At 60.1% G+C, this 19,987-nt stretch carries 21 protein-coding genes; 12 read left to right on the forward strand and 9 right to left on the reverse strand.

Going from position 1 to position 19,987, the window contains the following annotated elements:
* Window positions 1-46 precede the first annotated feature (46 nt).
* Both dapA and smpB read left to right on the forward strand, forming a co-directional pair.
* Entirely contained in the window at window positions 47-931 is an 885-nt protein-coding gene (dapA, locus tag ACRQ1B_RS25010; RefSeq protein WP_432296843.1) for a 4-hydroxy-tetrahydrodipicolinate synthase, read from the forward strand.
* A 131-nt stretch (window positions 932-1,062) separates the two neighbouring features.
* Complete coding sequence (gene smpB / locus ACRQ1B_RS25015) at window positions 1,063-1,539, forward strand: SsrA-binding protein SmpB (protein ID WP_432296844.1); 477 nt, start codon at window positions 1,063-1,065, stop codon at window positions 1,537-1,539.
* Between the two features lie 61 nt (window positions 1,540-1,600).
* Here smpB and ACRQ1B_RS25020 read toward each other — a convergent pair whose 3' ends face one another.
* Window positions 1,601-2,176 carry a LabA-like NYN domain-containing protein gene (locus ACRQ1B_RS25020; RefSeq protein WP_432296845.1) on the reverse strand — a complete coding sequence of 192 codons (576 nt, stop codon included), beginning with the start codon at window positions 2,174-2,176 and terminating at the stop codon, window positions 1,601-1,603.
* A gap of 285 nt (window positions 2,177-2,461) precedes the next feature.
* Between ACRQ1B_RS25020 and rpoZ the strand changes: the two genes are divergently transcribed.
* The 8 genes from rpoZ (at window position 2,462) to era (ending at window position 9,212) form a co-directional block, all read left to right on the forward strand.
* Window positions 2,462-2,860 carry a DNA-directed RNA polymerase subunit omega gene (gene rpoZ / locus ACRQ1B_RS25025; protein ID WP_432296846.1) on the forward strand — a complete coding sequence of 133 codons (399 nt, stop codon included), beginning with the start codon at window positions 2,462-2,464 and terminating at the stop codon, window positions 2,858-2,860.
* 150 nt (window positions 2,861-3,010) lie between these two features.
* On the forward strand, window positions 3,011-5,251 hold the full coding sequence (locus ACRQ1B_RS25030) for a RelA/SpoT family protein (protein WP_432296847.1): 2,241 nt from the start codon (window positions 3,011-3,013) through the stop codon (window positions 5,249-5,251).
* 181 nt (window positions 5,252-5,432) lie between these two features.
* Window positions 5,433-5,585, forward strand: coding sequence for a DUF3563 family protein (locus ACRQ1B_RS25035; RefSeq protein ID WP_432296848.1), 153 nt, complete (start codon window positions 5,433-5,435; stop codon window positions 5,583-5,585).
* Window positions 5,586-5,656: 71 nt separating this feature from the next.
* Window positions 5,657-6,238, forward strand: a complete 582-nt coding sequence (locus ACRQ1B_RS25040; protein WP_432296849.1) for a DUF2062 domain-containing protein — start codon at window positions 5,657-5,659, stop codon at window positions 6,236-6,238.
* A gap of 30 nt (window positions 6,239-6,268) precedes the next feature.
* Entirely contained in the window at window positions 6,269-6,673 is a 405-nt protein-coding gene (acpS, locus tag ACRQ1B_RS25045) for a holo-ACP synthase (protein WP_432296850.1), read from the forward strand.
* A 98-nt stretch (window positions 6,674-6,771) separates the two neighbouring features.
* Complete coding sequence (lepB, locus tag ACRQ1B_RS25050) at window positions 6,772-7,521, forward strand: signal peptidase I (RefSeq protein ID WP_432296851.1); 750 nt, start codon at window positions 6,772-6,774, stop codon at window positions 7,519-7,521.
* Window positions 7,518-8,237 (forward strand): ribonuclease III, encoded by a 720-nt coding sequence (gene rnc / locus ACRQ1B_RS25055; protein ID WP_432297043.1) that lies wholly within the window; start codon window positions 7,518-7,520, stop codon window positions 8,235-8,237. Before lepB ends, rnc begins: the two co-directional genes overlap by 4 nt.
* A gap of 6 nt (window positions 8,238-8,243) precedes the next feature.
* Window positions 8,244-9,212: a GTPase Era gene (era, locus tag ACRQ1B_RS25060; RefSeq protein WP_432296852.1), complete on the forward strand. Its 969-nt coding sequence runs from the start codon at window positions 8,244-8,246 to the stop codon at window positions 9,210-9,212.
* Window positions 9,213-9,460: 248 nt separating this feature from the next.
* Here the strand turns inward: era and ACRQ1B_RS25065 are convergent, their stop codons facing one another.
* Window positions 9,461-9,847 carry a hypothetical protein gene (locus tag ACRQ1B_RS25065; RefSeq protein ID WP_432296853.1) on the reverse strand — a complete coding sequence of 129 codons (387 nt, stop codon included), beginning with the start codon at window positions 9,845-9,847 and terminating at the stop codon, window positions 9,461-9,463.
* Between the two features lie 195 nt (window positions 9,848-10,042).
* On the opposite strand from ACRQ1B_RS25065, the gene recO reads away from it, so the two are divergent.
* Window positions 10,043-10,804 (forward strand): DNA repair protein RecO, encoded by a 762-nt coding sequence (gene recO / locus ACRQ1B_RS25070; protein ID WP_432296854.1) that lies wholly within the window; start codon window positions 10,043-10,045, stop codon window positions 10,802-10,804.
* Here recO and ACRQ1B_RS25075 read toward each other — a convergent pair.
* Window positions 10,792-12,018: an MFS transporter gene (locus tag ACRQ1B_RS25075; protein WP_432296855.1), complete on the reverse strand. Its 1,227-nt coding sequence runs from the start codon at window positions 12,016-12,018 to the stop codon at window positions 10,792-10,794. The genes recO and ACRQ1B_RS25075 overlap by 13 nt on opposite strands.
* On the opposite strand from ACRQ1B_RS25075, the gene ACRQ1B_RS25080 reads away from it, so the two are divergent.
* Window positions 12,017-12,169, forward strand: coding sequence for a hypothetical protein (locus ACRQ1B_RS25080; protein ID WP_432296856.1), 153 nt, complete (start codon window positions 12,017-12,019; stop codon window positions 12,167-12,169). The genes ACRQ1B_RS25075 and ACRQ1B_RS25080 overlap by 2 nt on opposite strands.
* On the opposite strand, the gene ACRQ1B_RS25085 is transcribed toward ACRQ1B_RS25080, so the two are convergent.
* The 6 genes from ACRQ1B_RS25085 to ACRQ1B_RS25110 all read right to left on the reverse strand — a co-directional run bounded on the left by ACRQ1B_RS25085 (window position 12,134) and on the right by ACRQ1B_RS25110 (window position 19,851).
* Window positions 12,134-13,111 (reverse strand): flagellin N-terminal helical domain-containing protein, encoded by a 978-nt coding sequence (locus tag ACRQ1B_RS25085; protein WP_432296857.1) that lies wholly within the window; start codon window positions 13,109-13,111, stop codon window positions 12,134-12,136. The genes ACRQ1B_RS25080 and ACRQ1B_RS25085 overlap by 36 nt on opposite strands.
* 212 nt (window positions 13,112-13,323) lie before the next feature.
* A complete protein-coding gene (locus ACRQ1B_RS25090; RefSeq protein ID WP_432296858.1) occupies window positions 13,324-14,220 on the reverse strand; it encodes a DMT family transporter in 897 nt (298 codons plus the stop codon).
* A 209-nt stretch (window positions 14,221-14,429) separates the two neighbouring features.
* The gene (locus ACRQ1B_RS25095) at window positions 14,430-15,287 is read right to left on the reverse strand and encodes an MOSC domain-containing protein (RefSeq protein WP_432296859.1); all 858 of its coding nucleotides are present in this window, start codon (window positions 15,285-15,287) and stop codon (window positions 14,430-14,432) included.
* Between the two features lie 3 nt (window positions 15,288-15,290).
* Window positions 15,291-15,947, reverse strand: a complete 657-nt coding sequence (locus tag ACRQ1B_RS25100; protein WP_432296861.1) for an HD domain-containing protein — start codon at window positions 15,945-15,947, stop codon at window positions 15,291-15,293.
* The gene (locus ACRQ1B_RS25105) at window positions 15,944-18,733 is read right to left on the reverse strand and encodes a DUF2339 domain-containing protein (protein WP_432297044.1); all 2,790 of its coding nucleotides are present in this window, start codon (window positions 18,731-18,733) and stop codon (window positions 15,944-15,946) included. The genes ACRQ1B_RS25100 and ACRQ1B_RS25105 overlap by 4 nt, the downstream gene beginning before the upstream one ends.
* 257 nt (window positions 18,734-18,990) lie before the next feature.
* On the reverse strand, window positions 18,991-19,851 hold the full coding sequence (locus ACRQ1B_RS25110; protein ID WP_432296862.1) for a mechanosensitive ion channel family protein: 861 nt from the start codon (window positions 19,849-19,851) through the stop codon (window positions 18,991-18,993).
* Between the last annotated feature and the right edge of the window lie 136 nt (window positions 19,852-19,987).

Consider the following 19,987-nt stretch of genomic DNA (forward strand, 5'->3'; position numbering starts at 1 on the left):
AAGCATGGATCGCCAGAGATTCGGAGCCGCTGAGGAGAGTTTTTGCATGTTCAAGGGATCGATGCCCGCTCTTGTTACCCCGTTTACGACGGAGGGCGCGGTCGATGAGCAGGCCTTTGCGGCTCATGTGGAGTGGCAGCTGACAGAAGGAAGTTCGGGTCTCGTACCGGTCGGCACCACCGGCGAATCGCCGACATTGTCGCATGCCGAACATCGCCGTGTGGTCGAACTCTGTATCGAAATCGCCGCAAAGCGCGCGCCCGTCATCGCCGGTGCCGGTTCCAACAATACGCGTGAAGCAATCGAGCTTGCCGTCCATGCCGAAAAGGCCGGTGCGGATGCGGTGCTCGTTGTCACGCCCTATTACAACAAGCCCACCCAGAAGGGCCTGTTCGCGCATTTTTCGGCGATTGCCGAAGCGACCAAGCTGCCGATCATCATCTACAACATTCCGCCGCGCTCGGTCATCGACATGAGCCCGGAAACGATGGGCGCGCTCGCCAAGGCGCACAAGAACATCGTCGGCGTCAAGGATGCGACCGGCAAGATCGAGCGCGTCTCGGAACAGCGCATCGCCTGCGGCAAGGATTTCATCCAGTTGTCGGGCGAGGATGCGACCGCACTCGGTTTCAACGCCCATGGCGGTGTCGGCTGCATTTCGGTGACGGCAAACGTCGCGCCACGCCTGTGCGCCGAATTCCAGGCGGCGCTGGCCGCCGGTGATTACAAGACGGCGCTGGATTACCAGGATCGCCTGATGCCGCTGCACAAGGCAATCTTCATGGAGCCGGGCCTGTGCGGCGCCAAATATGGTCTGCATAAGACGCGCGGCATGAACCGCACCGTGCGCTCGCCTTTGATGTCGACGCTGGAGCCGGCAACGGAAGCAGCGATCGATGCGGCGTTGCGACATGCCGGCCTGTTGAACTGAGCGTCTGGCGCTTCCACCCCGGCAGCGCTTCACTTTTAAGATGCCAGACACTAGATATGACTGACAGAACCCCGGTCCGCGCCCGAGGCCGGGGACACTTATTTCAAAAAAGGCGACACGGAAGAATCCCCATGGCACCCAGAGGCAGCCAGCGCACAGTCAACAAGATCGTGGCCGAAAACCGCAAGGCGCGGTTCAACTACGAGATCGTCGATACTTATGAAGCGGGCCTGGTGCTGACCGGCACCGAGGTGAAATCGCTGCGCGAAGGCAAGGCCAATATCGCCGAATCCTACGCATCGGACGAGGGTGACGAGATCTGGCTGATCAACAGCCACCTGCCGGAATATCTGCAGGCCAACCGTTTTAACCACGAGCCCCGCCGCCGCAGAAAATTGCTTCTGTCCAAGCGCGAGATCAGCCGCCTGCGCTCCGGCATCAACCGCGACGGCATGACGCTGGTGCCCCTGAAAATCTATTTCAACGAGAAGGGCCGGGCCAAGCTGGAACTGGCGCTCGCCAAGGGCAAGAAGCTGCACGACAAGCGCGAGACCGAGAAGGAACGCGACTGGAACCGCCAGAAATCGCGGTTGCTGAAGACGGGGTGATTGCGTTCTTGCCGCAAGGAAATGAGAAAGGCCGCGTCTGCACAGAACGCGGCCTTTATTTTTAGAGTTCGGCGCTCTCCACCGGTTCGACCGGGCGCGGCGGCCGCTCGGACGGGTCGCGTCCGATTTCGGCCTTCAGCGACGAGAGGTCGATGAAGTGGTCGGCCTGGCGGCGCAGGTCGTCGGCGATCATCGGCGGCTGGGTTGCCATCGTCGAAACGACGGACACCTTGCGGCCCTTGCGCTGAAGGGCTTCCACCAGCGTCGTGAAATCACCGTCACCGGAAAAGATGACCAGATGGTCAGCAGTCTCCGATTGCTCCATGGCGTCGATTGCCAGCTCTATGTCCATATTGCCCTTCACCTTGCGGCGGCCCATGGAATCCGTGAATTCCTTGGCCGGTTTGGTGATGACCTTGTAGCCGTTGTAGTCGAGCCAATCGATCAACGGGCGGATGGACGAGTATTCCTGATCTTCTATCAGAGCTGTGTAATAATAGGCGCGCAGGAGATAGCCGCGCTTCTGAAAAGCCTTCAGCAGCTTGCGATAGTCAATATCGAAACCGAGGCTTTTGGAAGCTGCGTAAAGATTTGCGCCATCGATAAAAAGCGCAATCTTCTCCCTAGGGTCGAACATTAATCCTCCACTCCCTTAAAAATACGCAGGCGTGCCAACCAAACAGCCGGGCTACGCAATTTGTAGCTGGAGCGCCAAGAATAACCGTTACATTACGTTATTTTGATATAAAAGTCATTTATGATAGCGGATCGCGGAATCCAAGCACCTTTTATGGTCTTAAGATAATTGTCGTGAGTTGTGGCGGCCTGGCGTATGGTCGCTGTCAACAAAAACTTGAATTTTGCCGGCAATGCCTGTATCGGGCGTGTCAATCCCTGAAAGACCAATCAAGAAGGACAGGCAATGGCCCGCGTCACCGTAGAAGATTGCATCGACAAAGTTGACAACCGCTTCGAGCTCGTCCTGCTCGCCAGCCACCGCGCTCGCCAGATCTCGCAGGGCGCCTCGATCACCATCGATCGCGACAACGACAAGAACCCGGTCGTGGCGCTGCGCGAAATCGCCGACGAAACGCTGTCGCCGGACGACCTCAAGGAAGACCTGATCCACTCGCTGCAGAAGCATGTGGAAGTGGACGAGCCGGAGCCCGATCCGTCGAGCCTCATCTCGGCCAATGCTGCTGCCGATGGCATCGAGGAAGAAGACGCTCCGGAAGCCGTCAACTTCGACCAGATGTCGGAAGAAGAACTGCTGGCCGGTATCGAAGGCCTCGTGCCGCCGGAAAAGAGCGACGATTACTAAGATTGATCGGATCAGGGACAAAGACTGTTCATTGTCTTGCCCCAATCTGAATATCTTCTCTTTGATGGCTGCGCCGGTCACCCGATCGGCGCGCCATTTTTCGTTTCCCCCTCCCGTTGTTAATGGGGCATATCGAGGGCCAGTTTCAGGATGATGCGGCAATACGAGCTCGTTGAGCGGGTCCAGCGATACAAGCCCGATGCGAACGAAGCTCTTCTCAACAAGGCTTATGTTTATGCCATGCAGAAGCATGGCCTGCAGAAGCGCGCCAGCGGCGATCCCTATATCTCGCATCCGCTCGAAGTTGCCGCCATCCTCACCGACATGCATCTCGACGAGTCGACCATCGCGGTCGCACTTTTGCACGACACGATCGAGGACACGACGGCCACCCGCGCCGAGATCGATGAACTGTTCGGCGAGGATATCGGGCGTCTGGTCGAGGGCCTGACCAAGCTCAAGCGGCTCGACCTCGTCACCAAAAAGGCCAAGCAGGCCGAAAACCTGCGCAAGCTGCTGCTGGCCATTTCCGACGACGTGCGTGTTCTGCTGGTGAAGCTCGCCGACCGCCTGCACAACATGCGCACGCTCGACCATATGGCGGCCGACAAGCGTGCCCGCATTTCCGAAGAGACGATGGATATCTATGCGCCGCTCGCCGGTCGCATGGGCATGCAGGACATGCGTGAGGAGCTGGAGGATCTGTCCTTCCGGCATATCAATCCGGAAGCGTATGAAACGGTCACCAAGCGGCTGGCCGAACTGTCGTCACGCAACGAAGGTCTTGTGACCAAGATCGAGGACGAGCTGCGCGAGCTTCTGGTCGCGCAAGGTCTGACAGATGCTACGGTCAAGGGCCGGCAGAAGAAGCCTTATTCCGTCTTCCGCAAGATGCAGTCCAAGTCGCTGTCCTTCGAGCAGCTTTCGGATGTCTACGGTTTTCGCGTGTTCGTGTCCGAATTGCCGGATTGTTATCGCGCGCTCGGCATCGTCCATACGCGCTGGCGTGTCGTGCCCGGCCGCTTCAAGGATTATATCTCGACGCCGAAGCAGAACGATTACCGCTCGCTGCACACCACTATCGTCGGTCCGTCGCGCCAGCGTATCGAGCTGCAGATCCGCACGCGCCGCATGCATGAGATCGCTGAATTCGGTATTGCCGCGCATGCGCTCTACAAGGATGGCGTCAGCAGCGAAGGCGAGCTTCTGTCCAAGGAAAGCAACGCCTATTCCTGGCTCCGCCGCACCATCGAGCAACTGGCGGAAGGCGACAATCCGGAAGAATTTCTCGAGCACACCAAGCTCGAACTGTTTCAGGATCAGGTGTTCTGCTTCACGCCAAAAGGTAAGCTGATCGCGCTGCCGCGCGGCGCCACCCCGATCGACTTTGCCTATGCGGTGCATACCGATATCGGCGACACCACGGTCGGCGCCAAGATCAACGGTCGCATCATGCCGCTCGTTACCCGTCTGTCGAACGGGGATGAAGTCGAGGTGATCCGTTCCGGTGTGCAGGTGCCGCCGGCCGCCTGGGAAGAGATCGTGGTCACCGGCAAGGCGCGTGCCGCCATCCGCCGCGCCACCCGCATGGCTATCCGCAAGCAATATTCCGGTCTCGGCCACCGCATCCTAGAGCGCACGTTTGAACGCGCTGGAAAAACCTTCTCCAAGGATGCGCTGAAGCCCGCTTTGTTCCGTCTCGGCCACAAGGATGTCGAGGATGCGGTCGCCTCGGTTGGCCGCGGTGAGCTTTCCTCGCTCGACGTGCTGAAGGCGGTTTTCCCGGATTACAAGGACGAGCGGACGACGGTAAAACCGTCCGCCGATCAGGGCTGGTTCAACATGCAGAGCGCGCAGGGCATGATGTTCAAGCTGCCCAATGCGCCGCGCACCGCCGAACAGGCGGCAGCCGCAAGCGTGCAGGACGGAACCGGGCCGGAGCCTCTGCCGATCCGCGGCCTGTCGGGCAATCTACCGGTGCAGTTCGCGCCCGCTGGTGCGGTTCCGGGTGACCGCATCGTTGGCATCATGGAAAAGGGTAAGGGGATCACCATCTACCCGATCCAGGCCTCTGCATTGCAGCGGTTCGACGATCACCCGGAAAGCTGGATCGATGTGCGCTGGGATATCGACGAGGCCAACAAGTCGCGTTTCCTTGCCCGTGTGTTCTTCAACACGATCAACGAGCCGGGCACGCTCGCAACTGTCGCGCAGGCGGTGGCCAATCTCGATATCAACATCCGCACTCTGAAAATGGGCAGCAGCCGCGCCGCCGATTTCTCCGAGATCGAGATGGAGGTCGAGGTCTGGGACGTGCGTCAGCTCAACCAGCTGCTGACGCAGGTGAAGGATCTTGATGTTGTGTCGAGCGTAAGGCGCATTTACGACTGAGATTTCGGCAGGCGGTGCGGCCGCCTGCATCTTCTGCTCGTTTTTGCCCATTTCATGCGCAGGTTGAAACGTCTCTTTAAGTCGTTATGCGTTTTACGCATGGCTGACGCCGCGGCTTAGCGTTGGTCAAATCGATTGAAAAGCCGTATCTAATGGACATCCAAACCAAGGAACTAAAGAGATGTTCAAGCCACTTCGCCAGTTTGCCCGCGCCCTTCGCGCCCCGTCGGTACAGGAGCGTGAAATGGCATACCTCAACGAGTCCACCGATGCTATCGAGCTGGAATACCGCATGCGTCAGGTTGACCGCGGCATGTTCCGCAAGGGCCTCTGATTGATGTGATCGTGGCGGCGCGTCACCGCGCCGCTCTTGGCTTTTGTCAGCTATCGTCCTAGATGCTGGTCATGCCGTTTCGTCGCCGAAGCCCTGCCGGATGGGCTGAAAAGATCCGCAATGCCGTCTGGCCCCGCAAGGGAGTGACCAGAAATCTCCGTTATTACGGATTGCGCGCGGCACGCATCAGCGCCTCGCCCTATGCGGTTGCCGCCGGCATCGCCTCCGGCGTCATGATCGGCTGGACCCCGCTTCTCGGCTTCCACATCCCGCTCGCCATCGCGCTTGCCTATGTGCTGCGCGGCAGCCTCGTTGCCGCCGCTCTCGGCACGCTTGTCGCCAATCCCCTGACATTTCCGCTTATCTGGTCGGCCAGCTGGGAAATCGGGCATTTCATGCTCGGCCATCCCAGCGGTGCCGCAGGGCAGGTTGCCGGCAAACAGCTGGATCTGGCCGAGCTTGTTCGCACCCTTCGTTTTTCTGAGCTTTGGCAGCCGGTTCTGAAGCCGATGCTGATCGGCTGTATTCCGCCCGCACTTTTCTGTGGGGTTGTCGTTTACGTCGCGACCTATATGGGTGTGAGAGGCTTTCGCGCCCGCAGGCGCGAGCGCATGGCGGCACGATTGCACGCCATGGCCAAAGCCGGAATTTGAGGGCAGGCATTTGAGCAGGAGACCAGCAGCATGATCATCGGCATGGGCAGCGACCTCATCGACATCAGGCGCGTGGAAAAATCGATCGAGCGTTTCGGCGAGCGTTTCACCCATCGGGTGTTCACCGAGGTCGAGCGCGCGAAATCCGATGGCCGCAAGAACCGCGCCGCCTCCTATGCCAAACGTTTTGCCGCCAAGGAGGCCTGTTCCAAGGCGCTCGGCACCGGCATCGCCTATGGCGTGTTCTGGCGGGATATGGGTGTGATCAACATGCCCGGCGGCAAGCCGACGATGAAGCTCACCAATGGGGCAGGGGAGCGTCTGGCGTCCATGGTCCCGGCCGGTCACAAGCCCGTCATCCACATCACCATCACCGACGAATACCCTTACGCGCAGGCCTTCGTGATCATCGAGGCCTTGCCGACAGCCGATTGAACCCGATTTGAGCCATTGCCGCCGATTGGCGAAGGGTTTAGAGAAAGCGGCTACGCCTTATGGGCGCGCCGGAAAGCCATAAAAGAAAGACGTCCTCAGTGTCGAACACCGCCGAAGCAAAGCCGCAGAATGCTCTTTGGGAAAACATCAAGGTCATTATTCAGGCCCTGTTGCTCGCCATGGTCATCCGGACCGTCCTGTTCCAGCCTTTTACCATTCCGTCCGGCTCGATGATGCCGACGCTGCTGGTCGGCGACTATATCTTTGTCAACAAGTTCGCCTACGGTTATTCGAAATATTCGCTGCCGTTCTCGCCGGACCTGTTCGACGGTCGTATTCTCGAGTTCAACGAACCGAAGCGCGGTGACGTCATCGTCTTCCGCCTGCCGCAGCAGCCCGAGATCGACTACATCAAGCGTCTCGTCGGCCTGCCGGGTGACCGCGTCCAGGTGCTGAACGGCGTGTTGCAGATCAACGGTCAACCGGTGCCGAAGGCGCAGGACGGTACGTTCACCTCCGACTATCGCCTCGATCCGGGTTCCGACGTTCCGGTCTTCCGCGAAACCTTCGATAACGGCGTGACCTTCGACACGCTCGACCAGTCACCCGTTTCGCGCGGCGACAACACCCGCGAATTCGTGGTGCCGGAAGGCCATTACTTCTTCATGGGCGACAATCGCGACAACTCGCTCGACAGCCGTTTCGACGTCGGTTACGTGCCGGCCGAAAACCTCGTCGGCCGTGCCAGCGTGATCTTCTTCTCTCTCGGCAATGACACGTCGTTCCGCGAATTCTGGAAATGGCCGGCCAACATGCGTTGGGACCGTCTGTTCAAGGTCGTCAACTGATGAAGCCGGCAACACTTTCGGGGGATGAAAAGGCGAAGCTCGAAAGCATCGTCGGCCATGTCTTTTCCGAAAAACAGTGGCTGGACAGGGCGCTGACCCATGCCAGCACCGGCAGCGCGAAGACGGCCAATTACGAGCGTCTGGAATTTCTGGGCGATCGCGTGCTTGGTCTTTGTGTGGCCGAGCTTCTGTTCCGCACCTTCAAGACCGCCACCGAAGGCGAGCTTTCCGTGCGACTGAACCAGCTGGTCAGTGCCGACAGCTGCGCCGCCGTGGCCGACGAGCTTGATCTGCACCGTTTTGTGCGCACCGGCGCCGATGTGAAGAAACTCACCGGCAAGCGCATGATGAACGTGCGCGCCGATGTGGTGGAAAGCCTGATCGCCGCCCTTTATCTCGATGGCGGGCTGGAAGCGGCGCGTAAATTCATCGAGCGTCATTGGGGTGAGCGCGCGGCCCGCGCCGATGCCGCACGCCGTGACGCCAAGACCGAATTGCAGGAATGGGCGCATGCGAAATTTGCGCTGACCCCGTCCTACCGGATCGACGACCGCTCCGGCCCCGATCATGACCCGCGCTTCACCGTGACGGTCGAAGTGAATGGCGTTGCGCCCGAAACTGGCGTAGACCGTTCCAAACGCGCTGCCGAACAGGTGGCAGCCACAAAAATGCTCGAACGCGAAGGCGTCTGGCAGAAAACCCCTGCCGAAGGCTGAGGACCGATGACCGAACACGAAGACAACACCGCTGGCCATGAGCCGGCAGCCGAAACGCATTCCGAGGACGTGCAGGCTAGCCCGACCCATTCCGGCTTTGTCGCGCTGATCGGCGCCACCAATGCCGGCAAGTCGACGCTGCTCAATCGTCTTGTCGGCGCCAAGGTATCGATCGTCAGCCACAAGGTGCAGACGACGCGCGCCATCGTGCGCGGCATCGCCATCCACGACAACGCCCAGATCGTCTTCATGGACACGCCCGGCATTTTCAAACCGCGTCGTCGTCTCGACCGCGCCATGGTAACGTCCGCCTGGGGCGGCGCCAAGGATGCCGACCTGATCCTGCTTCTCGTCGATAGCGAGCGCGGCATTCGTGGTGATGCGGAAGCCATTCTCGAAGGCCTGAAGGATGTCCAGCAGCCAAAAATCCTCGTGCTGAACAAGATCGACCGCGTGCGCCCGGAAGATCTTTTGAAGCTCGCGGCACAGGCCAACGAAACCGTCGCTTTCGAGCAGACTTTCATGGTCTCGGCAACGACCGGTTCCGGCTGCGACGACCTTATGGATTTCCTCGCCAAGCGGCTGCCGGAAGGTCCGTGGTATTACCCGGAAGATCAGATTTCCGACCTGCCGATGCGCCAGTTGGCGGCCGAAATCACCCGCGAAAAGCTCTTCCTGCGCCTGCATCAGGAACTGCCCTACGCTTCCCACGTCGAGACGGAGAAGTGGGAAGAAAAGAAGGACGGTTCGGTTCGCATCGAACAGGTCATCTATGTGGAACGCGAGAGCCAGAAGAAGATCGCGCTCGGCAAGAACGGCGAGGCCATCAAGGCGATTTCCACCGCCTCCCGCCGGGAACTGTCGGAAATCCTCGAACAGCCGGTGCATCTCTTCCTGTTCGTGAAGGTGCGCGAGAACTGGGGCGATGACCCGGAACGGTTCCGCGAGATGGGGTTGGAATTCCCGAGAGGGTGAGAAGCGACGGACGAAGTCCGGAAAATCGATCCAGTGGATCGATTTTAGCTTCGAACGCCCGGAGCCGAAGCGACGGGCCGGTGGGTGCCGATCACAAATACACGTCATTCCTGTGCTTGTCACAGGAATCCAGCTGACGCGCGTCTGCGCGGCAAAAGAGTCTTCTCAGCCCAAGGACTTGGGCTGACTGGATCCCTGTGACGAGCACAGGGATGACGCAGGATATAGGCCTGCCACTCCACCAATATTTATTTCTTCCGGTCCATCAACGCCTTGATTTCCAGATAACGGCGGCGATTGTCCGGGTCCTGCTCGTCCGCCGAATAACACGTGGTCGAGATGCAGAATTTGGTCAGCCCGAAGGGCGCGGTCGCCTTGTCGAACTGGCAGTCGATCGTGTTGGTGAAATCGTTCGGCTTGGGATTGTCGCGTGTCGAATAGGTGAGGCGAGCACCCGGCGGGTCGAGTTCCGGGAAGGACTGGACGGTGCCGGTGGCCAGAACCGGCGTCATCAGAAAATTCTTGGCGACGTTGACGCAGGCGTTTTCCAGTTCCTTCGATTGTGCCGCCGCCGGTGTGGACACCAGCGTGACCGAAGGAACGAGCATGAGGGCGGCGGCGAGAGCGTATTTCATGAAATCTCCCTTGAGATTTTATTCGGGATTTCTGTTTCCGCTGGAACACGCAAGCAGGCCAATTGGTTCCGTCAGATGCTCAGAACTTTTGGGGTGCGGCAGGACCGCCACACCGGATGGCCGAAAACAGTTCTTTCCGGGGCACTTATCGCTTAAAATAGACTCGGCTTATCAGGAACCAAGTTACAAAAATCCATGCAGTGGCAGAGCGAAGCGATCATTCTGGGTGTGCGGCGGCACGGTGAATCGAGCGTGCTCGTCGAGGTGATGACGCGCGACCGTGGCCGCCATCTCGGCATGGTGCGCGGAGGACGTTCGCGAACCATGCAGCCGGTGTTACAACCGGGCAATCGCGTCGAGGTCGTCTGGCGGGCGCGGCTGGATGAACATCTCGGCGAGTTCAAGGTTGAGCCGGTGCGCCTGCGCGCCGCCCGCCTGATGGAAACGGCCACTGCCGTTTATGGCGTTCAGGCCATGGGTGCGCTTTTGCGTCTCTTGCCGGAACGCGATCCGCATCCGCATCTCTATGAGGCGCTCGATGTTATCCTCGAGCATATGGACGACCCGGCCGATGCCGGGGAGCTTTTTGTCCGCTTTGAACTGGCCGTGCTGAACGATCTCGGTTACGGCCTCGACCTGTCAGAATGTGCCGCTACCGGCCGGCGTGACGAACTGGTCTATGTGTCGCCGAAAAGCGGCAAGGCGGTATCTCGCGACGCCGGTGCGCCCTATGCCGACCGCATGCTGGCGCTGCCGGGTTTTCTGGGGCAGGGGGTACAGAAGTCCGCCAATCGCGAGACGATGGCAGATGCTTTTCGCCTGACCGGCTTCTTCCTGCACCGCCATGTCTATGAGCCGCGAGGGCTAACGGAAAACGCCGCCCGCGACGGTTTCGTGCAGGCGGCGTTGAAGGCAATTGCCAAAGCGCGGGACGAGGCTGAACGTCAGGCCGGCTGAGCGGCCACGCTTGGGCGATCCACCGGCTTTTCGCGGATCGGCCAATGCACGACGGCGGCAGCGAGGCCCATCACCACGCCCAGCCACCAGACGATGTCGTAGGAGCCAAAGCGGTCGTAGAGCGCTCCGCCCATCCACACGCCGAGGAACGAGCCGACCTGGTGCGACAGGAAAACGATGCCGCCCAGCATGCCGAGATGGCGGGTGCCGAACATGATGGCGACGAGGCCGTTGGTCGGCGGCACGGTGGAGAGCCACAGAAGCCCCATGACGATCGCGAAGATGATGACCGAGGTCGGTGATTGCGGCAGGAGCAGAAACGCCGTCACGGCAATCGAGCGGCCGATATAGATGTAGGCGAGGAAATACGGCTTCGAATATCGCTGGCCGATGACGCCGGCGGCGAGCGAGCCGATGACGTTGAAGAAGCCGATCAGCGCCATGGCGATGACCGCATATCTCGCATCGATGCCGATATCGCCGAGATAGGCCGGAAAATGCGCCGTGATGAAGGCCACCTGAAAACCGCAGACGAAAAAGCCGGAGGTGAGAAGCAGATAGCTCCTGTGGCCAAAGGCTTCGCGTAGCGCCTCGCCGGCGCTCTGCTGGAACTGCGTCTGTGACTGGGTGCCGGAGGACGAGTTGCCGCGCAGCGGATAGGCGAGCAGCGGTACCAGTAGCATCATGGCGGCCATGATGACGAGACTGTCCGACCAGCCATAATTGGTGATCAGCGCCTGGCTGAGTGGCGCAAACAGGAACATACCGGCGGACCCTGCCGCTGTGCCGATGCCGAAGGCCATGGAGCGCTGCTGCGGCGTGACGTTGCGGGCAAAGGCGGACAGGATTGTGCCGAACGAACCGGCGCCGACACCAAGCCCGACCAGCACGCCGCCACCGACATGCAGCCAGAGTGGGGAAGCGGCATGCGACATCATCAAAAGACCTGCGGCATACAGCAGGCCGGAGAGGATCAGCACGCGGCCGGTGCCGTATTTATCGGCGGCCGCGCCGAAGAACGGCTGGCTGAGACCCCAGGCGAGGTTCTGCAGCGCCATGGCAAGGCCGAAGGTCGTGCGGTCCCAGCCGGTATCGGTCAGCATGGGAAGCTGGAAGAAGCCCATGGCCGAGCGCGGGCCAAAGGTCAGCACGGCAATCAGCGAGCCGGCCAGGATGATGAGATAGGGCAGGTGCGGGCGGGCGACGGGCGCCATGAAAAATCCTCCGGATGAGGAGGTGACCATAAACCCGCGCGAAATTTTGCAAAAGCAAGTTTTGCTGACGCAACGCATCACCGTGATTGATGATGCGTTGTCCTTTGCGGGAACCTTACTGGAAGAGTTGCAGCAGCGCGCTCGGTGTTGAGTTGGCGATCGACAGCGCCTGGGTCGTCAACTGCTCGCGTGCCTGCAAGGCTTTCAACCGTGTGGCTTCTTCGTCCATATCGGCATCGATCAGCCCGCTGACGCCCTTGGTCGTCCAGTCACGAAGAGCACCGACGAATTCCGTCTGCATGTCCACGCGCATCTTGAGGGCGCCGTAATCGGCACCGGCATTGGTCAATTGCAGCAACATCTTGTCGACGACGGAGATCATGTCGTCGAGGTCATCCGTTGTCGTTGCGTCGGAAAGCTCGATCTCGACGGCCGTGGCTGAGTTGCTGTCGTTGACATGCAGAACCCAGTTGCTGGTGGCGGCAGCTTCCTGCGCATAATAGGTGCTGGTCAGGATGCCGGCCCCGCCGCCGGTGGCGGTGCTTCTGTCATCGATCAGACCCAGCACGTTGCCGGTAGCGGCGCCGCCATAGATATCGAAATCGATCGTCTGCATGGAAACGATGCGATCGGTGTCGCGCGTGAACGAACCCACCACTGCCACGCTGGAATCGGTGGTGTCGCCGATGTTCAGCCAGTTGACGTCATTGAAGGTGGATGACTTGGCGATCGCCTGCAACTGATCCTTCAGCTGGGTGATCTCCTTGTTGACCTTGTCCTTGTCGACACCCGGCTCGCTGGCGGCGACGAGCTTGGCCTTGATCTCGTCCACCACATCGATGGACGCGCTCAAACCGGTATAGGCAACGTCGATGGTCGCGGCGCCAAGGTTCAAGGCGTCCTGAACGGCAGACAAGGCCTTGTCGTCGGATTTCATCGTCCGCGCGATCGACCAGTAGGCGGCATCGTCCGAGGCGTGGCCGACGCGGTAACCTGTGGTGACACGGGATTGCGTCTGATTCAGATCCTGGCTGATCGTACGCAAGGTGCCAAGGGCCGACATGGCCGCTGAATTGGTGATTATACTGTACATACTACGCTCTACACGGAACTGATAATCACGCCGGCGGGTTCATCTGCCGACCGAACATGGTTACCGGCAGAAACGCATCCGACGATCCGATTTATAGAGCGCTAACCTTAACGTGCGCTTAAGTGCGTAAGTAAACCTTATGGTTAATGCAGATGAATGCATGGTAACCATATGTAAATTTCGATTATTGCTTGTGGTTAATGCTTCGTTGCTTAGGGCGTGCCGGGAGGGGTGACTTCGGCCTGCTTCTTGCCGAGCCGGCTTTCGCGCCAGAGCGTGAAGCCGCCGGCACCGATGACGATCATGCTGCCGGCAATCATGTTCAGCGTCATGACTTCATTGAAGATGAAAACGCCTATCAGGCACACGAGCACCGTCTGGACATAGAAGATCGGCTGCACAGCCACTGCGTCGAGCATGGAATAGGCGCGGATCAGCAGGTAATGGCCGCTCATGCCGGTAATGCAGAGGATGATCATCCAGAACCAGTCACCGAGCGTGATGTTGGTCCAGTAGAACGGGCCGATGAAGGTGATCGCCACGGCACCGGCAACACCGGTGTAGAAGAAAGCGGTCTCGGATGTGTCCGACCGGCTGCCAAGCCGCGTCAGCACCGAGTAGAGTGCGAACATGGTGGTGCTGATCATCGGGACGACGATCTTCAGATCGAAATTCGCGTGCAGCGGATTGATGATGAGAAGAATGCCGATGAAACCGACACCGATGGCCGACCAGCGTCGCCAGCCGACCTTTTCGCCGAGGATCGGCACGGACAGGCAGGCGACAACAAGCGGGGCGGCGGCAAAAATCGTGTGGCTCTGCGCGAGGCCAACCCGCGAGAAGGCAAAAACCGAGATGACGATCTGCGAGACGAGAAGCACGCCACGGGTGATCTGCAGGAGAGGGCGGTTCGCGACCGTCGTCTGTTTCAGGCCGCCGGTGGCGCGGCTTGCCAGAAAGAGGGCAAAACCGGCAAAGGCCCAGTAGCGGATCATGGTGATGAAGATCGGCGGATAGGCCGTGCCAAGATGTTTCGAAATGCCGTCCTGAACAGCAAAGATGCTGACCGCCAGAAGGGCGAAAAGCAGGCCGGTGGAACGAGGTGTCATGAAACGAAAATCTCTGGCTTGGGACGTTTTTTGTCCGGCATGCGGGCAGGGCGAAGATCAGTCCCTCCCGCGCCAGCCGGTTGATCAAGCCGCCTGGCAGCTGCTGTTCTTGAGGAATGGCAGCAACAGGTCAAGGGCGCCGCACCGAGAACGGTACGGCTTTGCGCAGAAATTGTGACATTGCGCGGTTTTGCCGCTTCGGGCAGGCGTCAGGCGCGGCGCTTGATCGCCCAGCCTTCCTCGCGGGTCTCGAGGATTTTGACCGTATCGCCGAGGTTGACCTTGCCGGTGCTGCGCGGCACGGCATTCCAGCCGAACAGCGGGCCGGGCACACGGCGGTCGCCGGACATGCGGATGCGGCCCATGGCCGACATCGGGCTTGGGACATCGCGCGAACCGGTCTGCTGATCCTGCGTGGTCATGATGCAGCGGGCGCAGGGTTTGACGAGATCGAAACGGATGCCGCCGATTTCGATTGCGGCCCAGTTGTCCTCTGCCCATGGCTCGTCATGATCTATGACGATGTTGGGGCGAAAACGCTCCATGCCGACCGGTTGCTCGCCATTGTCCGCCATGTTGGCGTTGAGGGCGGCAAGCGACCCGGTGGTGGTGACGAGAACCTGGTAACCGTCGGCAAAGGTGACGGGTGAATTGTCGCCTGCCCATTCGGCAGTGGCGGTGCGGCTGGCGCGATCATCAAAGAAGACGAGGCGTACGTCGCGCTCCAGCCACTCGGAAAGCGTGGCATTGACGGTATCCGCGGCCAGTTGCGCCGAAACATTCGATTTCCACACGACGACATCAAGGCGGCGATCTGTGGTGTCGAACACGATATCGAGCTCGCCCTTGCCTTCCATGGCGAGCCGTGTCGTTCCGGAAGCGTCGACAGGAGCCGCCTTCACCTGTGCCAGTGCCTGCAACTCGCGCTGCGTAAAAAAATGTCCATCGGGGCCGGTCAGCATCATCACGCGGTCGCCGGGAATGCCGGTAGCGGTGATCTCGGCTTGCGTCAGCGCGATGCCCCGGCCGCTTTTCAGGGGGTAATGGTGGAGTTCGGTGATACGCATGTCTTACCCCTCGATTTCATCCATGAACATGTCGCGGATCTTGATCAGCCGTTCATGACGTTCTGCTGCCAGTTCGCGTCCCGCAGCGGTCTGAAAACCATCGGCGAGCTTGAACAGTTTTATCTCGAAATGATCGATTGCATAGAGCTTGTCGTCGAGCGCGCGCTCGCGCGCCAGCGGATCGACCGGATCATAAAGCCCGGATGCCATGCGGCCGGCGATATAGAAACAGCGGGCAGCCCCCACCATGCCGATCGCGTCCAGCCGGTCGGCATCCTGCAGGATCTTTGCTTCCAGTGTCTCCGGAGAGAGATTTGCGGAAAAGCTGTGGGTGGTGACGGCATGAGCGACGGCTTCGATCTCATCACCACTCCAGCCGAGTTCGGCCAGAATTCTTGACGCCTTTTCCGCCGCAAGCCGTGAAGCCTGTGCCCTGAGTGGCGAGTTCTTTTCCACCGCCACGCAATCATGCAGCAGCACGGCTGCGGCCAGAACGCGGCCATTGCCGCCTTCCTTGGCTTGGATGCGCATGGCGTTTTTGAACACGCGCAGGATATGGGCGATATCGTGCGAACCATCGTCGCCTTCGGTCGCATGCGGGATCAGCTGGGCGACAAGCGCCTCATGCGGCGCAAAGGCAGCCGCCAGAGAGAGGGTCACGTAACGGTTCCTTCCGGTGCGCCGACAGAATCGGCGGGTCGTTTGTTGCCGTCCTTCTTCACCAGAATGCGCTGGTAGAAAAGCCCGATGCCGATCAGCACGGCACCAAGCCCCATGAAGGAGAGTGCGCGCAAAATGCCTTCAAGGTTCGACATGTCGATCAGGAACACTTTCAGCACCGCAATGAGAACCAGTGCCGCCGAGGCAAGCCGCAGCGAACGCTGGTTGAAACGCGAACCGAGAATGAGAAGAACGATGCCGATCAACAGCCAGACCTCCGAATAGGTATAGGTCTCGCTGGCCATGAAGCCTTTCCAGTCGGCGATGTTTTCGCCCTGCCAGAAACGACGAACCGACAGCGTGGCCCAGGCAAAACCGAGCACACCGCCGGAGATGGCCAGCATCAGCACGTAAGGCATCGGCCGGCGTTCACGGGCAAGATATGCGACGAGAGCGTAGGCCAGGGCCGGCATCAGGTAACCCAGAAGCAGAAGGTTGAAGAACGGCCAGGGGCCGGTGCCTTCGCCTGTTATATAGGGATTGAGGCCGATGAGGTGCAGTGACAGAACATTGGCAGTGGCAAGCACGCCCGCGATCATGGAGCCATAGCGGAAGACCGAGCTTGGCGATTTCAGGTCCAGCATCATCAGGATGCCGGAGAATCCGACGGTGATCAGCGTATAGATCGACTGTTCGCCAAGCGTCGGCACGGTGGTTTCCAGCGTGCCGCCATTCATGGCGTGGCGCACGAGAACGGAGATGGTGATCAGCGCCGACAGTGAGGCGAGCGCCTGCATGATGTTGCGGATGCGGATATCGTCCGAGTTGCGCAGCATCCATGCGGAAGCGATGGCAAGCAGGGTGGGGATGCCGTAACCCGGCAGCAGCGCGTTGAAGAACGGCGTGGTGCCGAGGCTGTTGGCGCCAATCACGGTCGGTTCCCAGGCGATACGGCCAAAAACGATCATTGTGGCGGCCGCCATCATCCACGGTAGAGATGGCCATGTGCGGATCCGCATGCCAAGCACATAAAGGAAGCCGAGGACAGACAGCGCAATCGTGGTGGTGATACCGTTTGTCAGTGTGTGCAGCGCCAGCGTGAAACCAGCAAATGAACCGGTGACCAGAAGATTGGCCGGCCAGTCGATCCTGCCTTCTTCCGTTTTCTCTGTGCGGCGGAACAGCCAGTCGGCACCGGCGAGCAGGGCAAGACCAAGTACGATGCCGTAAAGGCCGTGCGTCCAGTCGCGGGTGAGATTGCCGAAATTGAAGAAGCTGATCGTGGCAATGGTCACCGGTACAGCCGGCATCAGGAACGCCCAGATTTTGGAGAAGTCAGGCTCGCTCAGGCGGAAACGGGCAAGGAAACCAAAGCCGCAAGCCGGGAAGACCGCGCCGAGCAGCAGATAGACCCACACATGCGGTTCCACTGGTGCGGTTGTCGTGGTGATTGGCTGGCCGTCCAGCAGGGTGGCAACGGTATCAAGCGCATTGGCGACGATGACGGTCATGCCAAGCACTGCCCCGACCGCCGCCAGAATGGCGGGCCAGACGGCATAGGCGCGCAAGGCACCGAATGCGGCGAGTGCTGCGAGAAGCACCGATGCACAGGCCAGAAGATCGAATGCGCCCATCGGCTCGGAACCGAGCATGGCGAGCGCAAAGAACATCGTGACCAGCGAGACCGACAGCGTGGTCTGCAGGGGCATGCGACCGAGAACGACGGATATGCCGGCTTTTTCCGGGCCGATCAGGCCGGCGTAGCGACCGGGCCAATAGAAGCAGGTTCCGGCCAGCATGACGAGCAATGTCAGGCTCGGCTGGATCATGCTGGCATCCCGCGCGGAGCCGGCAAGATAAGCCACCGACCAGAGCCCCAGGCCGATATTGGCAAGCGTCGGCACGACCGTCCATTGGCGGAAACGCGAGGCGGCGTTGACGGCAAGCCAGACCAGCGCGAGGAAGCCGAACAGCGCATTGGTGCTGGGATTTTCCGTGGAGACGAGTGCCGGCGTGACAAGTGAGGCGAGCAGGCCAAGGCCTGCCAGCGCCTGACCATGCAGCAGTGACAGCGCGATCGTGGCGAATGAAACGAGTGCCAGGGCCAGGAAGGCGGGCGTCGGGCCGATGAAGCCATAAACGGCGTAGGAAGCCCAGACAGCCCCCATCAGCGTCACCGCACCGGCAGCCGTCAGCGCGCCGGGGATCATCGCATTGCCGAAACGGTCGGAAAGGTCGGGCATGGCACGACGGCGGATAAACTCGCCGCCAGCCATGAGCACGAGACCGAACAGTGCCGCAAGGCTGAGGCGTGCCGCCGGGCCGAGCAGGCCGGCCTCGATTGTGTATTTGACGAGGAAGAGGCCGCCGAAGGCGAGCGCCACACCACCAACCCAGACGGCCCAGCGGGCGCCAAGCCAGCTTTCGAAACTTTCGCGCTCTTGCTGCTGGGGCGCTGTTGGCCCGACAGGGTGTACATCGGCCGTTTCAGGTGCTGGTGCAACGGGTTCCTGCGCGACAGGCGCGTCCGGCGCGGCGCCCATGGCGACGACCGGCGGCGTCTCAGGCGTTTCGCGTGGCGCCGTTGCTTGTTCGTCTATGCGTGCCTGTGTTTCAGCGGTCGATGCGATTTGCGCTGTCTCGGCCGCGGGTGCCGGCGGCGTCATGCCGGTGATGCGTGCCTGCAGCGCCTTGATTTCCTTTTCCAGCCGGTCGACCCGCTTGGCCATGTTCCGTTGCAGGGCAAGGCCGATAATGATCAGGACGAAAATCAGGAAAGGAAACATGGGCAGCACGATACGGTTACCTCGATGCGTTCATTCGGGTCGCGCCTCGTCTCAAACAAGCGCCGCGACCTTTTAAACGCATATGTTGCGGGATGAGCAAGCCGGGCGATGCCGGATTGTGAAGGAATTGCGAATTATCAACCGTGCAGGAATGCGCCTGCAAGCTGTCTATAAAACGGCAAAGGGCGGGTTCCCTCGTAGAACCCGCCCTTTGCTTCTTTCCTAGACTGCACGCACCCGAGGGCTTGTCCGGCGGGTCAGACCGCCGAAGGTCCGCTCTCGCCATCCGGCGCGTGTTTGTCAGTCTGAGAAGAAAGATCGATGGTTTTCTGCTCGTCGAATGTCATCTTCACCTTTTTGGAAAGGTCGCGGCCGACATTGAACCATTCACCGCTTTTTGCCCAATAGCGCACAGTCACGGTGGCCGAACCATCGCTGAAATCGGACACGAACGTGGTCGGCGCCGGGGATTGCAGCACACGGCTGTCGGCAGTGACGAGCTCGTGAAGCAGCTTTTCGGCACGTGCGATATCGATATGTTCGCTGGTCGAAATCTTGATGTCATTGCGACGTTTATCGAGCCGGCTGTAATTGGTGATCGGCACGTTCCACAGTGTCGAGTTCGGCGCCAGGCGATAGACACCTTCGGCGGTGCGAAGTTCGGTGGCAAAAAGGCCGACATCGATAACGGTGCCGCTGACGCTGCCTGTCTCGATCGACTCCCCCACACGGAAGGGCCGCAAGACCAGAAGCATGATGCCGGCTGCGATGTTCTGCAGCGTGCCTTGAAGCGCGAGACCAACGGCAAGACCGATCGCGCCGAGAGCAGCGAGGACCGATGCCGTCTGTACGCCGAACTGGCCGAGCACCATGACGACAACGATGACCAGGATGGCGTAACGAATGATATTGGAAAAGAACTGCGCGAGCGTGGCGTCGATGCCGTGAATGCGGCCCAGGCCATTGCGTGCCCAGCGGCTGAGCAGACCAGCTGCCAGCCAGCCGATGACAAGCAGAATGATGGCGCCTACGATGGAGAAGGAATATTGCACGGCCAGCGCGCTTAACTGAGCGAGTGCCGCCCGTGTTGCGACGACGAATTCCGATGCCTGATCCATACCGGCGATATGCTCCTTGTGATTGCTGACAGGCAATGCGCGACCATGTCGCAGCACTGCGTTGGGGAGCTTAATTGGAGCAAAACTGACAGACGTCAACCGTTCTGTCGATTTTTAGTAATACTACATAAAACCA

This window comes from Endobacterium panacihumi, from assembly GCF_050847465.1.
In the GTDB taxonomy this organism is placed as follows: Bacteria; Pseudomonadota; Alphaproteobacteria; order Rhizobiales; family Rhizobiaceae; genus Neorhizobium; species Neorhizobium panacihumi.